Raw genomic sequence first — 14,784 nt, 5'->3', positions numbered from 1 at the left:
GAAGCATGACGAAGTTGAACCACCACCGGACCGGCGACGGCGATCCGCTCGTGCTCGTGCACGGCGTCGGCAGCCGCTGGCAGGTGTGGGAGCCGATCATCGGCCTCCTGGCCGAGTCCTTCGATGTGATCGCGGTGGACCTGCCCGGATTCGGCGACAGCGCGCCGCTCGCGCACACCACGGTCTCCACCCTCGCGGACGCACTCGTCGATTTCCTCGCCGCCGAGGGCATCGAGAATCCGCATCTGGCAGGCAATTCCATGGGCGGCGGCATCGTCCTGGACCTGGCGGCGCGCGGCCTCGCCCGGTCGGTCACCGCTTACTCCCCCATCGCGTTCTGGGACACCCCGGGCCGCGTCTGGTGCCAGCAGGCGCTGGGCCGCGCCAAACAGCTCACCACGGCGCTGCGCCCGGCCGTGCCCGCCCTGTTCGGCAATACCGTGGGCCGTTCCACCTTCCTCGGCCTGGTATTCGGCAAGCCGTGGGCGCTCGACGCCCAGGTGGCCGTGGACACCGTCGAGGGCCTGCTCGGCGCGCCGGGTTTCGACGCCGCGCTGGCCTCCTTCACCGACTTCCGGCTCCCCGACCGCACGGCCTACGGCGACATCCCGATAACCATCGCCTGGGGCAATCGTGACATTCTGCTCACGTACGCCACCCAGTCTCGCCGCGCCCGCGCGGCGGTGCCCGGCGCGCGGCACGTCACCCTGCGTGGAAGCGGCCATACCCCCTTCTACGACGATCCGGCCGGCTGCGCGCGCCTGCTCCTGGACCAGCTCGAATAAGGAAAGACCTTGAGCCACAACGTTTCCCTCACCTTCGACGGCGACCGGGCGTACGTGGCCCTGGACCGGCCGGACAAGCACAACGGCCTGACCATCGACATGCTGAACGAGCTGGTGCGGGTCGCGCGCGTCCTCGGGAGGCGCTCCGACATCCGCGCGGTCATCCTGTCCGGCAACGGGCCCAGCTTCAGCTCCGGACTGGATGTCGCCAAGGCCATGGGCAATCCGCTGGACGTGGTCCGCAATTTCGTCCCACTGCCGTGGCGCGGCACCAATACCTTCCAGGAGGCGTGCTGGGCGTGGCGGCGGCTGCCGCAGCCCGTGATCGCCGTGGTGCACGGCCGCTGCTACGGCGGCGGCCTGCAGATCGCGCTGGCCGCCGATTTCCGGTTCGTCACGCCGGATTCGGAGTTCTCGGTCATGGAGGCCAAGCACGGGCTGATCCCGGATATGACCGGCGCGGCCACTTTGTCCCGGCTCATCGGCATCGATCAGGCGCTGCTGCTGACGATGACCGCCGACCCGGTGGACGCGGCCTACGCCGAGCGCATCGGACTGGTCACCGAGGTGACCGCGGACCCGCGCGCGGCCGCCGAGAAACTGGCCGACCGGATCGCGACGCGCTCCCCGCACGCGGTGGCGAGCGCCAAGAGATTGTTCGACCGGACCTGGCAATCCTCGGTCCGCAGGACCCTGGCCGCGGAACGCGCCACCCAGCTGCCGCTCATTCTGAGGCAGGCGCTGGGCCATGGCAGGAATGGAAAGTAAGCCAATTCACGGCGAACAACCCGGTTCGCAAGCCGCATTTCGCGGATAACGCTGTTAGCATTTTCACACTTTGCCATCGAGTCGAACGCATTGTGCGACCCGTCACATACCGTGTGGGCGCGCATTATTCGGCGAGACCCGGAGGACGCACCGCATTGACCAAGACCGCCCCCCTCCTGCTGTCCGCGATAGCAGGCGCCACGGCCTTGCTCCTTACCGTGACCACGCCGGCTGCAGCCAACCCCAACGCGATCAACCCGATTCCGGTGCTCAACGGCACCAATGGTCTGCCGCAGCTGCCGGGCCGCACCCAGGCGGTCTTCCAGGTCACGGGCATGGCCAGCCCCAACAACACGCAGAACTACAACGTGCTGGGCACCGACCTCGGCATCATGTGGGACAACGGAAACGGTGAGATGCTCACCGCGTTCGGTGACACCGCCGGGTTGGGCCTGCCGAATCTGCTGGTCGGCAGCACCTGGGCGTGGCGATCGAACATCCTGCTGCGCTCACACACGCAGAACCCCGCCAACGGCATCTATTTCGACTCCGTGGTGCGGGACATCTTCGGCCAGGCGCGCGATCTGATCCCCAGCCCCAAGATTCCCTTCATCGAGATCAGCCGCATCCCCACCGCGGCCGTCTCGGTGGGCGGCACCCAGTTCATGAGCCTGATGTCGGTGAAGAGCTGGGACGACGTGGGCCAGTGGACCACCAACTACTCCAGCCTCGCGGTCTCCAACGACAACGGTGAGAACTGGGCCGAACTGCCCGCCACCCGCCGCCCCCACGACGGCGGCAACTCGAACTTCCAGATGAACGCCTTCGTCAAGCGCGACGGGTTCCTCTACGAGTTCGGCACCGACTCCGGCCGTAACCACCCGGCGTACATCGCGCGCGTCCCCGAGGCGAGCGTCACCGATATGGGCGCGTACGAGTACTGGGACGGCGACAGGTGGCAGAAGGATGTCAATGCCGCCAAGCCGGTGATCGGCGGTGGCGTGGCGGAGATGTCGGTCCAGTGGAACGACTATCTGGGCCAATACATCATGCTCACCACGGACCCCTGGAACTCAGTGGTCATGTACACCTCGCCGAGCCCCGAGGGGCCGTGGAGCGCACCGACGGTGCTCATCGACACGCGGGAACTGCCGACGGCCTACGCGCCGTACATCTTCCCGTACCAGACCGGTCGTGACCTGTACTTCCTCACCACGGTCCACAGCCAGTACAACGTGCTGCTGATGCACACCACGCTCTGATCGACCCAACTCTCGGCGGCTCTCGGGCCGACGTTCCTGAAACCCCAGCCGCCCGGTACCCACCTCGGCACCTCGCAGTCACTCGGCCGCGAACTCGCTTCGAGTTCGCGGTCGATCTGTCTCGCGGGACGGGCTCATAGACTCGTCCCCATGGATGCCGCCGCATGGGACGAGCACTACGCCAACACCGAATTGGTGTGGGGAGCACCTCCGAACGCCACGGTTGTCGAGCAGGTCTTCGGGCTGGAGCGGCGGATTCCGGTCGGCGGGCCGGGGATCGCGCCGCGCCCGGAGCTGCCGCGGGTGCTGGATCTGGGCTGCGGGGAGGGCCGGAACGCGCTGTGGCTCGCCACGCACGGCTGGCAGGTGGACGCGGTCGACTTCTCCCAGACCGGCATCGACAAGGGCCGGACCGTCGCCTCGCGGCTGTCCCGATCGGTGCGCGGGCGCATCCGATGGATCCACGCGGATGTCACCAGGCTGGACGCCGCCGGTATCACCGGCCCGTACGAGCTCGTGCTCATGGCCTTCCTGCACCTGCCCGTCGAGGACCGCCGCGCCCTGCTGCTGCACGCGGCCGAGATGCTCTCCCCCGAGGGCACGCTGCTGGTGATCGGCAATGACACCCTCAATCTCGTGGAAGGCTATGGCGGCGAACAGGATCCAGCCCTGACCTTCACCCCGGCCGACATCATCGCCGATCTCGCACCCGCCGAACCCGATATCCGCATCCGCATCGCCGACCGCGTACACCGCCCCACCGAGGACCGCGACGCCATCGACGCCCTGGTGGTGGCCACCAGATCCGCACCCGAGCACGAGCCGCGTGCCCTCGAGGCTCTGCAACCGCCGGTCGCGGACATCTCCTAGCGACATCGCCCGGTCGTTGCGGCGCTTTTGGCCGGAATCCAGAATGAACTGGATGGGTTCTCCCGGATTACCTGGGCCAGGCCCGCTGAACCCGCTCCAGGATGCGGCTCAACTCGCGGACCACCGGCGCAGCCACGGGGTGATCGCGGCGACTATCTCCTCGAAACCCGCCCGGTACGAATGCGCCTGGCCGGCGATGACATGCACCTCTGCGGCGTCGGCGGCCTCCGGGACACCGAACGGGTCGCGCGCGCCGTTCACCACGACGACCTCGATATCGCCCGGCGCGAGCAGTTCCTCGCGCCGCGACTTCTCCGGCTTTCCCGGCGGATGCAGCGGGAACGACAGCGCGACCACGCCCCGCGCACCGGCCGCCCGCGCGGTGCGGCAGGCCACCCGCGCGCCATTGCTGCGCCCGCCCTGGATCACGGGCACCCCGCGCACCTTCTTCCGCAGGGCCGCAATGATTTCCAGCCATGCCGCGTCCTGCACGTCGGCCTTGCCCGGGGCGCGCCGCCCCGCCACCCGGTACGGCTGCGTCACCAGCGCGACCGCGCCACCCATCTCCACGGCCGAATCACGCAGGGCCAGCACATCTTTCGCGTCGACGCCACCGCCGGAGCCATGGGTGAGCACCAGCAGGAACCGGGGCTTGTTCCGGCCCGCCCGGTGGATCTCCACCTCCGCCGGCCCGGCACTCGTCTCGATGCGCATGCAGGCACCGTAATCAGCCGCGCGGACCGGCCTCACGCGGCACACCGCGGACCTCAGCGCCTTCGCCGGAAATCGACCGGTCGGGCCGCCATCAGCCCGGCGAAGCCCGCGATCACGCCGAGAATCGGCAGGTCCGGGGTGATATGCCCGGTGTGCGCGGCGGTTGCCCGAACTGCCGCCGCACGCTGCGCCGAAGGACTCGCGGCCGGTCCACCCTGATCTCCCCCGCACGGGCTCTAGCTGCGACGACGGGAGCCGCACGGCGCCGATGCGACCCCGACTCCCGGCAACTCGCGTGCTTTCAGTCACATTCGGCGGCGATGACCTTGGCTCCCCCCTTACCGGCCGGTAACATGGCGCATAAGTTACCCGCCAGTAGCGCTGCTTTACGGTGTCTACCCGGTGGAGACCTAACGGGCGGGAACGGCACACACCGAACCGCACCCATCTCAATGGAGAGTGAGTACGACCATGGGTCACTACAAGAGCAACGTTCGCGACCTCGAGTTCAACCTCTTCGAGTTCCTGGGCATCCAGAAGCTGCTCGACGCGGGCGCCTACGGCGACCTCGACGCCGACACCGTCAAGGAGATGCTGAGCGAGGTCCGTCGCCTGGCCGAGGGCCCGCTGGCCGAGTCCTTCGCCGACGCCGACCGCAACCCGCCGGTCTTCGACCCGCAGACCCACACGGTCACTCTCCCCGAGTCCTTCAAGAAGTCCTACCGCGCCCTCGAGGACGGCGGCTGGTCCAAGGTGCCCGTCCGCGAGGAGCTGGGCGGCCTGGGCGCCCCCTCCGTCGTCGGCTGGGCCCTGGGCGAGATGATCCTCGGCGCCAACCCGCCGGCCCAGATGTACGCCGCCGGCGCGGGTTTCGCGCAGGTCTTCTACAACAACGGCACCGATGAGCAGAAGAAGTGGGCTCAGATCATCGCCGACCGCAACTGGGGCGCCACCATGGTGCTGACCGAGCCCGACGCGGGCTCCGACGTCGGCGCCGGCCGCACCAAGGCGATCAAGCAGGAAGACGGCTCCTGGCACATCGAGGGCGTCAAGCGCTTCATCACCTCGGGCGACTCCGACGACCTCTTCGAGAACATCATGCACCTGGTGCTGGCCCGCCCCGAGGGCGCCGGCCCGGGCACCAAGGGCCTGTCGCTGTTCTACGTGCCGAAGTTCCACTTCGACTTCGACACCCAGACCATGGGTGAGCGCAACGGCGTGTTCGTCACCAATGTCGAGCACAAGATGGGCATCAAGGTCTCGGCCACCTGTGAGGTCACCTTCGGCGGCCACGGCGTTCCCGCCAAGGGCTGGCTGGTCGGCGAGGTCCACAACGGCATCGCGCAGATGTTCGACGTCATCGAGAACGCGCGAATGATGGTGGGCACCAAGGCCATCGCCACCCTGTCGACCGGTTACCTGAACGCGCTGGAGTACGCCAAGACCCGCGTGCAGGGCGCCGACCTGACCCAGATGGCCGACAAGTCGGCTCCGCGCGTCACCATCACCCACCACCCGGACGTGCGTCGTTCGCTGGCCATGCAGAAGGCGTACGCCGAGGGCCTGCGCGCCGTCTACCTGTACACCGCCGCGCACCAGAACGAGGACATCGCCGAGCTGGTCTCGGGCGCCGACTCCGACACCGCGTTCCGCGTCAACGACCTGCTGCTGCCGATCGTCAAGGGTGTCGGTTCCGAGCGGGCCTACCAGTACCTGACCGAATCGCTGCAGACCTTCGGCGGCTCCGGCTTCCTGCAGGACTACCCGATCGAGCAGTACATCCGCGACGCCAAGATCGACTCCCTGTACGAGGGCACCACCGCCATCCAGGCGCAGGACTTCTTCTTCCGCAAGATCGCCCGCGACCGTGGCGTGGCGCTGGCCCACGTGGCCGGCCAGATCCAGAAGTTCATCGAGCGTGAGGGCGGCAACGGCCGCCTCAAGGCCGAGCGCAAGCTGCTGGCCACCGCCCTCGAGGACGTCCAGGGCATGGCCGCCACCCTGACCGGGCACCTGATGGCCGCCCAGCAGGACCCGAAGGAGCTCTACAAGGTCGGCCTGGGTTCGGTCCGCTTCCTGCTGGCCGTCGGCGACCTGCTCATCGGCTGGCTGCTGCTGGCCCAGGCCGAGGTCGCCATCAACGCCCTCGACAACGGCTCCACCGAGGCGTTCTACCAGGGCAAGGTCGCCACCGCGCAGTTCTTCGCCCGCAACGTCCTGCCGGAACTGACCTCGGTCCGCACGGTGCTGTCCAACCTGGACAACGACATCATGGAGCTGGACGAAGCCGCCTTCTGATACGACAGCGCGGGGGCTCGCACCCCGTGACAGCCGAACAGCACTGTGGCCCGGGACCCCCGGGCCACAGTGCTGTTCATGCTCCGGAACGCGGGTCAGCAATTGGCGTGCGTCGGCCTTCACCGGCTTCGAACCGCCCTACCCAGCCGTCAGCAAATCTTCTGCGACGATAATCGGAGGGCAAAGGAAAGCCCCGTGCGGTTGCCGGGTCGGGGGTCTGGCAACAGCACGGAGCCACCCCTTTTATCGACACCTACTCCAGGGCGTTACACGCCCTTCCATCCGATCGGAAAAAAATTCGACGGCCCTCGGCTGGGACAATCGGGACGGACCGGGGACCGTACGACTCGAGGAGATGAGCCCATGCAGCTCGGAATGATCGGACTCGGCCGGATGGGCGCCAATATCGTGCGCCGGATCGTGCGTGACGGACATACCGCGGTCGGCTATGAACGGCGCCCCGAGCACATCGACCAACTGTCCGCCGAGCTCGGCGACAGTTTCCAGGGCAGCACCGAACTCCCGAAATTCGTGGCCATGCTCACCTCACCGCGGGTGGTGTGGGTCATGATTCCCGCGGGCGCCACCGGCGCGGTGATCGAGAATCTGGCCGAGCTGCTGGAACCCGGCGACATCATCGTCGACGGCGGCAACAGCCGCTATCACGAGGACATCGAACGCGCGAAGGCGCTGCGGCCCAAGGGCATTCACTACGTGGACATCGGCACCTCGGGCGGCGTGTTCGGGCTCGATCGCGGCTTCTGCCTGATGATCGGCGGCGAGACCGATACCGTCGCCCACCTGGACCCGCTGCTGAAATCGATCGCGCCCGGCGTGGACGCCGCGCCACGCACTCCTGGTCGCACCGGTGAGCCCTCCACCGCCGAGCAGGGCTATCTACACTGCGGCCCCGCCGGCGCGGGGCATTTCGTGAAGATGGTGCACAACGGGATCGAATACGGCGCGATGGCCGCCTACGCGGAGGGCCTCAACATCCTGCACAGGGCCGATATCGGCAATCAGGCGGCCGACGAGCACTCGGCCGAGGTGACCCCGCTCGAGCATCCCGACTACTACCGATACGACATCGACGTCCCCGAGGTGACCGAGGTGTGGCGGCGCGGATCGGTCGTGGCCTCCTGGCTGCTCGACCTCACCGCCGCCGAGCTGTACGCCGATCCCACCCTCGACTCCTTCGGCGGCCGCGTCTCCGACTCCGGGGAGGGCCGCTGGACCCTCGACGCCGCGATCGACGAGGGCGTTCCCGCCCCCGTGCTGTCGGCGGCCCTGTTCCAGCGCTTCGCCTCCCGCGGCGAATCCCTCTACGCCGACAAGGTGCTCTCGGCCATGCGGCAGGCCTTCGGCGGGCATCACGAATTGCCGAACCAATGAGTGGGATATGAAGGGCGGCAACTGGTCTCGCGAGTTCGGGGTAACTCGCCGGGTGCGCCCGAAATCGGTGCGGAACCCAACCGCCGGCACAGGTGTGAAGGCGGCAACGGCTGTCAGCGGGCCGCTCGAGGCTCGGGGAGGCCGGGGAGCTACCGTCGGAGGCATGCGCCTTGTACCGGGGATCGTCATCGCGGTGACCGCCCTCGTGCTCTCCGGCTGTTCCAGCGGCCAGCACTCGTCCACCGAATCCGCGCCGCCGAGCAGCGGATCCCCGAGCAGCAGCACCGCCGCCGCGCCGTCGACAACGACTCCGGCGCAACAGGATTGCGCGGCCGGCTACCTCGCGCAGTTCACCCTGCGGCAGAAGCTGGCGCAGCTGCTCACCGTCGGGGTCACCGGCGAGGCCGACGCCGAGAACGTGGTGAACGCCGAGCAGATCGGCGGCATCTTCATCGGCAGCTGGACCGACAAGGCCATGCTGACCCAGCACCAGGTGGACGCGGTCCGGAAGGCATCGCGGATACCGCTCATGGTGACCATCGACGAGGAGGGCGGGCGGGTCTCGCGGGCCAAGGATCTGATCGGGGTCGCGCCCTCGGCTCGGGTGATCGCGCAGACCATGAGCCCGGACGAGTTCTACACGTTCAGCCTGGACCGCGCGCAGAAGCTGAAGGCGCTGGGCGTGACCGTGGATTTCGCGCCGGATGTGGACGTCAGCAGCCAGCCCGACGACTCGGTGATCGGCGACCGCTCCTTCTCCGACGACCCGGACGTGGTGGTGCAGTACGCGGACGCGTTCATCCGGGCCTTCAAGGACGCCGGGTTGGGCAGCGTCATGAAGCACTTTCCGGGCCACGGCTCCGGCTCCGGCGACTCGCACACCGGCGCGGTGCACACGCCGCCGCTGGATCAGATGCAGGACAAGGACCTGGTGCCGTTTCGGAAGCTGGTCGATTCGGGCGCGGCAGTCATGGTCGGGCACCTGGATGTACCCGGTCTCACCACTTCGAATGTGCCGGCCAGTATCAGTCCGCAGGCCATGGCACTGCTGCGGCAGGGTACCGGCTACGGCGCAGCACCCTTCGACGGCGTCATCTTCACCGACGATCTGGGCGGCATGGCGGCCATCACCAATCGCATGAGCATCGAGGACGCGGTGGAAGCGGCCCTGGTCGCGGGGGCCGACAACGCCCTGTGGATCACCACGGACGCGGTGCCGAAGGTGCTCGATCGGCTCGTCGCGGCGGTCAACAGTGGCCGCTTACCGGGAGCCCAGGTGGATGCCTCGGTATTGCGCATGGCAAGGTTCAAGGGCTCCGCGCCACGTTGCTAGCCCTCGGTCATCACGCTGCTGAGCAGTGGCGAATGACCGGCAATTCGCGCTCGCGGAACTTACCATAGAGTAAGATAAGGACGTCGGCACTCGTCGAGGGTGACGGCCGTCCGGTCTTAGGAGAGTGAATGGCAGGCGGAACGAAACGGCTTCCTCGCGCGGTGCGCGAGCAGCAGATGCTCGACGCCGCCGTGGAGGTCTTCTCGCGCAAGGGTTACCACGACACCTCCATGGACGCCATCGCCGCCGAGGCGAAGATCTCCAAGCCGATGCTGTACCTCTACTACGGATCCAAGGACGAGCTCTTCCGGGCCTGCATCCACCGCGAGAGCATGCGGTTCATCGAGGCGGTCGCGGTCGCCGGCAACCCCAAGCTCACCCCGCATGAGCAGCTGCGCGCGGGCCTCGAGGCCTTCCTGTCCTATGTGGATCAGAACCGGCTGTCCTGGCAGGTCCTCTACCGGCAGGCGCTGGGCCAGCAGCCCTTCGCCTCCGAGATCGCCAACAGCCGCGAACGGATCATCGAGCTCACCGCCAAGCTGCTCGAATCCAGCGCCAAGTACGCCGAACCGGGCACCAACTTCGAGGTGGTGTCGGTGGCCGTGATCGGCGCGGGCGAGGCCATCGCCGACCGGGTCGCCAGCGGGCAGATCGACCTGGCCGAGGCCGTCGACCTGCTCGACGATCTGGCCTGGCGTGGTCTGTCCGGCAACAAGAAGAAGGCCGAACAGGTCTGACTTGCCGCGACCGCGATCGCCTGCCACAGTTCGCTGCGATCGTGTTGCAGGACGGCCGGCATGGCCGGGGATGGGGACGAGAGTTGTTCGGCTTGCTGAAGCCGTGCGCGCACAGTGCGGCACGGCACGGTATCGACCCGTCGGCCTGGCAGACCCACCTGTGTGGTCTCTGCCTGGGTTTGCGTGACGGCCACGGCCAGCTCGCCCGCGCAGCGACCAATACCGATGCCATCGTCCTCGAAATACTCACCGAGGCACAGCAATCCGAGCCGTCCGCCCGCACCGGCGCGGGCCCCTGCCCGTTGCGCGGCATGCGCCGCGCCGAGGTGGTCGCCGCCGGCGCGCCCGGCGTGCGCCTCGCCGCGACCGCCTCACTGCTGCTGGGCGCGGCCAAGATTCGCGACCATGTCGACGACGGCGATGCCCACCACCTGGCGCGCCGCCCGCTCACCCGCGTCTCCACGCGGTGGCATACCCGGGCGCGCGCCGCCGCCGAGCCCCTCGGCCTCGACGTCGAACCGCTGATCGCCGCGATCGAATCGCAGCTGCGGCTGGAGAATTCACCTGAGAGCACCCTCACCGAGCTGACCGCGCCGACCCAGCTCTGCGCGGCGGAATTGTTCGCGCACACCGCGATTCTCGCGAACCGGCCCGAGAACGCCGACGCCCTGCGTGAGGTGGGATGGCATCTCGGCCGTATCGCGCATCTGGCCGACGCGATCGAAGACCTCGACGCGGACAACGCCCAGGGTCACTTCAACCCGCTGTCGGCCACCGGAACCACCCTGGAACAGGCACACGCCCTTGTCGCCGAATCGAATTCACTCCTGCGCGCGGCCCTCGCCCGCGTCGCCCTGGACCGCGCCGCCACGGTCCGCTGGATCCTGCTCGACCCGCTGGGAGGCGTGGTCCGCAAGCTGGGCCGGGCCGCGGGCATCGCGCACACCTGCACCATCCGCACCTGCCGCACCCACTCCGCGGCGGCGTCCGAGGTGGCACCGCGCGGCGAGCAGCCCTGGCAGCCGGGCGCGCCGTTCACGCCGCAGCCGGGACTCGTACCGCCCGGGCCGGGAGGACCGCCGATGCAGCGGCCGAACCTGCTCGAGGGGCTGGGGATCATCGGCACCCAGTACTGCACCGGCTACGCGTGTTTCAAGTGGCACACCCGTCCGTGCAGCGGGGATCGCAAGGCGCCGTGGATCGATCGCTGCGACTGCGACTGCTGCGATTGCTGTAGCAACTGCAACTGCGGCGGCGGCCATCACCACGCCGCGGGCGGCGGTGGCGGCTGCTGCGACGGCCACGGCTGCTGCGACTGCAATTGCGGTGGGTGTGATTGCGATTGCTGCGACGGCGACTGCTGCGACTGTGACTGCTGCGGATGCGATTGCAGTTGCTGAACGTCGCGAGCCGAGACCGGCACGGCCGCCCCTGTTGCGTCGTGTGATCGCCGTGCAAGGGGCGTGCAAGCGGTCGTGCCCACGCTGGGAGCATGACAACGGCACATGTTCCGGTCCTGGTGGCCGGCGGCGGTCTGGTTGGATTGTCCGCCGCACTGTTCCTCGAATACCACGGCGTCCCTTATGTTCTGGTGGAGCGATGGGCGACCGCCTCACCGCTGCCGCGTTCCCGGGGGCTGCACACCCGCACCGGTGAGATGTACCGGCAGGCCGGGGTCGAGGCGCAGATCCTGGCGGCGGCGAGCGCGTTGCGGGCGGGGAAGTTCGGCGGGGCGTGGACCGGCGAGTCGGTGCGGACCGCGGAGTCGCTGGATCTGTCAGGCCGGGACGTGGCGCACGGCCGCCGCACAGGCGCGGCGCGCCACCGGTATCGACCTGGCCGTGCACGCCCTGCCGGCGGCCGACTGCGCGACGCATGCCGGGCTGGCCGCCGGCGAGGCCCTGCTGGTCCGGCCGGATCACCACATCGCGGCCGGTCCCGATTCCGGGCTGACGCCGGACTGGCTCGGTGACGTGCTGACGCTGCTGGTGGACGGCAGCAGTGCGCCGATGCGCTCGCCCATCGCCTGACCCGCTCCGGAAATACAAGAGCCGCACACTGTTTCGGGCCGGATGTAGAAACCCCTGCGTGGCGACATCCGAATTCGAAACAGTGTGCGGCTCTTCACCCCCGTCGGGCGGACCGCCGGATGGCGGCCGCGCCCGAATCTTCGGGTGTCAGGCTCGACACTCCCTCGCACTGCGGGTTTTCGACCCTACCCGCGCGGCGAGGTTTCAGCGCAGCGTAGCGGTCAGGTGCGGATAGCCCTTCTTCGGGTGTTTCAAGGACAGGTCCCACCCACCGGACACCCGGTCCGCGTACAGGTTCACCGTGGACGGCAGGAAGATCGGCTTGCCGAACTTCACCGCGTAGGTGACCTGGTCGGGAATCCGGCCCTCGAGTGCGCCGAGCACGGTCGCCGCCGACCACATGCCGTGCGCGATCGGCTTCGGGAAGCCGAAGGCCTTGGCGCCCAGCGCCGAGGTGTGGATCGGATTGTGGTCGCCGGAGGCGGCGGCGTAGCGGTTGATCATCTTCTGATCGACCCGCAGCGCGCGCAGCGGCGGGGGCGGAACCTCTTCCGGCTTGGGCTCCGGCTTGGGCCCGCCCGACAGCGAGGTGCGCTGCTGGTGCAGGAAGGTGGTGACCTGGCGCCACACCAGCTCGCGGCCCACACTGACCTCGGTGACGGCGTCCACCAGCAGACCCTTGGGGTGCTCGCGCAGGTTCTCGATGTGGGTCTCGAAGTCCAGCGGCTCGGACACCGAGATCTCGCGCGTGCGCTGGATGACGTTCTCCGCGTGCACCGCGCCCACAGCCACGAACGGGAAGTCGCGGGCGACGACCAGCTGCATGGCCAGCGGGAAGCTGAGCACGAACGGGTAGGTCAACGGCAGCGCGTCACCGAAACGCAGGCCGGTGGCCCGGCAGTAGGCGGCGAGGTGCTCCGGATCGACCTTGAAGCCCTCGAGACGGACGCTGCGGTCCGGCAGGGTGGGCTTGCGGGCCGACAGACCCGGCACCGGCAGCGCGCCCAGTGCGGCCTTGACGAACAGGCCGCTGTTCTTGGGCACCTCGGTGAGGTTGACGGTCTGCCTCATCACGCTCCGATCAGGGCCTGGCCGCAGACGCGGATGATGTTGCCGGACACCGCGTTCGAGGCCGGGGAGGCGAAGTAGGCGATGGTCTCGGCGACGTCCACGGTCTGACCGCCCTGCAGCAGCGAGGACAGCAGCCGGCCGGCCTCGCGGGTGCCCAGCGGGATGGCGGCCGTCATGGCGGTCTCGATGAAGCCGGGGGCCACCGCGTTGATGGTGATGCCCTTCTCGGCCAGCTTCGGGGCCTCGGCGTTCACCATGCCGATGACGCCGGCCTTGGAGGCGCCGTAGTTGGTCTGCCCGCGGTTACCGGCGATACCGGCGATGGAGGACACGTCGATGACGCGGCCACCGGACTTCAGCGCACCCGCGGCGACCAAACCCTCCGTAATGCGGTGCGGCGCGGCCAGGTTCACGTTGATGACCGAGTTCCAGCGGCCCTCGTCCATATTGGCGAGCAGCTTGTCACGGGTGATGCCGGCGTTGTGGACGACGATGTCGATGCCGCCGAAGCGTTCGGTGGCGAAGGCGGCCAGCTTCTCGGCGGCGTCGGGGGCGGTGACGTCGAGGGCGAGGGCGGTGGCGCCGACCTTGTTGGCGGTCGCCGACAGGGCCTCACCGGCGGCCGGGATGTCGGCCACGATCACGGTGGCGCCGTCGCGGGCGAAGACCTCGGCGATGGTCGCGCCGATGCCGCGGGCGGCGCCGGTGACCACGGCGACCTTGCCGTCCAGCGGCTTGTCCCAGGAGGTCGGCGCGGTCGAGTCGTCCTTGCCGACCCGGAAGACCTGGCCGTCGACGAACGCCGACTTGCCGGACAGGATGAAGCGCAGGGTGGACTCCAGACCCGTTGCGGCAGCGGCGGCTTCGGGGTGCAGGTACACCAGGTTGCAGGTCGCGCCGCGCCGCAGCTCCTTGCCGACCGAGCGGGTGAAGCCCTCCAGCGCGCGCTGCGCGATCTGGGCGTCGACCGAATCGGTGAGCTCGGGGGTGGTGCCGACGACCAGCACGCGGCCCGAGGCGGCGATGCTGCGCATGGCGGGCTGGAAGAACTCGAACAGCTGCTGCAGCTCCTCGATGGTGCGGATGCCGGTGGCATCGAACACCAGCGCGCCGAACTTCACGCCCGGGGTGGCCGAATCCACGAAGGTGTAGTCGCCCAGCAGGTTTCGCACGGCGTCGGCGACGCGGCCCTTGCCGCCCAGCAGCACCGGACCGGGGAGCGCGGGCTCGCCCGCGCGGTAGCGACGCAGGTTCTCCGGCTGCGGCAGACCGAGCTTGCTGGCCAGGAACGCGCCGGGAGCGGAGTGAATGAAAGATCCGTAAAGGTTGGGAGCGCCCTTGCTCTTGCTGGCAGCCACGTTTCCTACCTTCTCCTTGTCTCGGCCCGCTGGAAGCGTTGTTGCGCACATATGCGGGGTACGGTGTCGACAAATGAACTTACTCCAGAGTAAGTTTAATGTAAACCGACTGACGTGCACCCCGCGGGGATGCGCGTGCCGGAATCCACCGACGAGACACTGGAGA

General features: G+C 68.6%; 13 protein-coding genes and 1 pseudogene. 11 read left to right on the top strand and 3 right to left on the bottom strand.

The window, feature by feature from the left end; translation table 11 throughout:
- Window positions 1–5: 5 nt before the first annotated feature.
- The 4 genes from GLP40_RS18680 to GLP40_RS18665 all read left to right on the top strand — a co-directional run bounded on the left by GLP40_RS18680 (window position 6) and on the right by GLP40_RS18665 (window position 3,685).
- On the top strand, window positions 6–785 hold the full coding sequence (locus GLP40_RS18680) for an alpha/beta fold hydrolase (RefSeq protein ID WP_154789213.1): 780 nt from the start codon (window positions 6–8) through the stop codon (window positions 783–785).
- Window positions 786–794: 9 nt separating this feature from the next.
- Window positions 795–1,553 carry a crotonase/enoyl-CoA hydratase family protein gene (locus GLP40_RS18675; protein WP_154789212.1) on the top strand — a complete coding sequence of 253 codons (759 nt, stop codon included), beginning with the start codon at window positions 795–797 and terminating at the stop codon, window positions 1,551–1,553.
- A 188-nt stretch (window positions 1,554–1,741) separates the two neighbouring features.
- Window positions 1,742–2,815, top strand: a complete 1,074-nt coding sequence (locus GLP40_RS18670) for a DUF4185 domain-containing protein (RefSeq protein ID WP_328290388.1) — start codon at window positions 1,742–1,744, stop codon at window positions 2,813–2,815.
- A gap of 150 nt (window positions 2,816–2,965) precedes the next feature.
- On the top strand, window positions 2,966–3,685 hold the full coding sequence (locus tag GLP40_RS18665; protein ID WP_154789210.1) for a class I SAM-dependent methyltransferase: 720 nt from the start codon (window positions 2,966–2,968) through the stop codon (window positions 3,683–3,685).
- 108 nt (window positions 3,686–3,793) lie between these two features.
- Here GLP40_RS18665 and GLP40_RS18660 read toward each other — a convergent pair whose 3' ends face one another.
- On the bottom strand, window positions 3,794–4,399 hold the full coding sequence (locus tag GLP40_RS18660) for an alpha/beta hydrolase family protein (RefSeq protein ID WP_154789209.1): 606 nt from the start codon (window positions 4,397–4,399) through the stop codon (window positions 3,794–3,796).
- A 471-nt stretch (window positions 4,400–4,870) separates the two neighbouring features.
- Between GLP40_RS18660 and GLP40_RS18655 the strand changes: the two genes are divergently transcribed.
- The 7 genes and pseudogenes from GLP40_RS18655 to GLP40_RS33905 all read left to right on the top strand — a co-directional run bounded on the left by GLP40_RS18655 (window position 4,871) and on the right by GLP40_RS33905 (window position 12,189).
- The gene (locus tag GLP40_RS18655; protein WP_154789380.1) at window positions 4,871–6,697 is read left to right on the top strand and encodes an acyl-CoA dehydrogenase; all 1,827 of its coding nucleotides are present in this window, start codon (window positions 4,871–4,873) and stop codon (window positions 6,695–6,697) included.
- 363 nt (window positions 6,698–7,060) lie between these two features.
- On the top strand, window positions 7,061–8,089 hold the full coding sequence (gene gnd / locus GLP40_RS18650) for a phosphogluconate dehydrogenase (NAD(+)-dependent, decarboxylating) (protein WP_154789208.1): 1,029 nt from the start codon (window positions 7,061–7,063) through the stop codon (window positions 8,087–8,089).
- Between the two features lie 163 nt (window positions 8,090–8,252).
- Window positions 8,253–9,422 carry a glycoside hydrolase family 3 N-terminal domain-containing protein gene (locus GLP40_RS18645; RefSeq protein WP_154789207.1) on the top strand — a complete coding sequence of 390 codons (1,170 nt, stop codon included), beginning with the start codon at window positions 8,253–8,255 and terminating at the stop codon, window positions 9,420–9,422.
- Between the two features lie 128 nt (window positions 9,423–9,550).
- Window positions 9,551–10,159: a TetR/AcrR family transcriptional regulator gene (locus GLP40_RS18640; RefSeq protein WP_154789206.1), complete on the top strand. Its 609-nt coding sequence runs from the start codon at window positions 9,551–9,553 to the stop codon at window positions 10,157–10,159.
- 83 nt (window positions 10,160–10,242) lie between these two features.
- Window positions 10,243–11,559, top strand: coding sequence for a DUF5685 family protein (locus GLP40_RS18635; RefSeq protein ID WP_154789205.1), 1,317 nt, complete (start codon window positions 10,243–10,245; stop codon window positions 11,557–11,559).
- Window positions 11,560–11,651: 92 nt separating this feature from the next.
- A pseudogene (locus tag GLP40_RS33910) lies at window positions 11,652–11,861 on the top strand (FAD-dependent monooxygenase); the annotation flags it as partial.
- Window positions 11,862–12,000: 139 nt separating this feature from the next.
- Window positions 12,001–12,189: a hypothetical protein gene (locus tag GLP40_RS33905; RefSeq protein WP_230329739.1), complete on the top strand. Its 189-nt coding sequence runs from the start codon at window positions 12,001–12,003 to the stop codon at window positions 12,187–12,189.
- Between the two features lie 204 nt (window positions 12,190–12,393).
- On the opposite strand, the gene GLP40_RS18625 is transcribed toward GLP40_RS33905, so the two are convergent.
- A complete protein-coding gene (locus GLP40_RS18625) occupies window positions 12,394–13,260 on the bottom strand; it encodes a MaoC family dehydratase (protein WP_154789203.1) in 867 nt (288 codons plus the stop codon).
- Window positions 13,260–14,669: a 3-oxoacyl-ACP reductase gene (locus tag GLP40_RS18620; protein WP_154789202.1), complete on the bottom strand. Its 1,410-nt coding sequence runs from the start codon at window positions 14,667–14,669 to the stop codon at window positions 13,260–13,262. Before GLP40_RS18620 ends, GLP40_RS18625 begins: the two co-directional genes overlap by 1 nt.
- Window positions 14,670–14,784: the final 115 nt, after the last annotated feature.

Source organism: Nocardia aurantiaca (assembly GCF_009708175.1).
GTDB classification, from domain to species: Bacteria; Actinomycetota; Actinomycetes; order Mycobacteriales; family Mycobacteriaceae; genus Nocardia; species Nocardia aurantiaca.
The sequence above is the reverse complement of the archived record's forward strand: the minus strand, read 5'-3'. Positions and strand labels throughout refer to the sequence as shown.

Coding starts and splice junctions, on each gene's coding strand:
- GLP40_RS18680 (WP_154789213.1), top strand. CDS start 6: ATGACGAAGTTGAACCACCACCGGACCGGCGACGGCGATCCGCTCGTG.
- GLP40_RS18665 (WP_154789210.1), top strand. CDS start 2,966: ATGGATGCCGCCGCATGGGACGAGCACTACGCCAACACCGAATTGGTG.
- GLP40_RS18660 (WP_154789209.1), bottom strand. CDS start 4,399: ATGCGCATCGAGACGAGTGCCGGGCCGGCGGAGGTGGAGATCCACCGG.
- GLP40_RS18655 (WP_154789380.1), top strand. CDS start 4,871: ATGGGTCACTACAAGAGCAACGTTCGCGACCTCGAGTTCAACCTCTTC.
- gnd (WP_154789208.1), top strand. CDS start 7,061: ATGCAGCTCGGAATGATCGGACTCGGCCGGATGGGCGCCAATATCGTG.
- GLP40_RS18645 (WP_154789207.1), top strand. CDS start 8,253: ATGCGCCTTGTACCGGGGATCGTCATCGCGGTGACCGCCCTCGTGCTC.
- GLP40_RS18640 (WP_154789206.1), top strand. CDS start 9,551: ATGGCAGGCGGAACGAAACGGCTTCCTCGCGCGGTGCGCGAGCAGCAG.
- GLP40_RS18625 (WP_154789203.1), bottom strand. CDS start 13,260: ATGAGGCAGACCGTCAACCTCACCGAGGTGCCCAAGAACAGCGGCCTG.
- GLP40_RS18620 (WP_154789202.1), bottom strand. CDS start 14,669: ATGTGCGCAACAACGCTTCCAGCGGGCCGAGACAAGGAGAAGGTAGGA.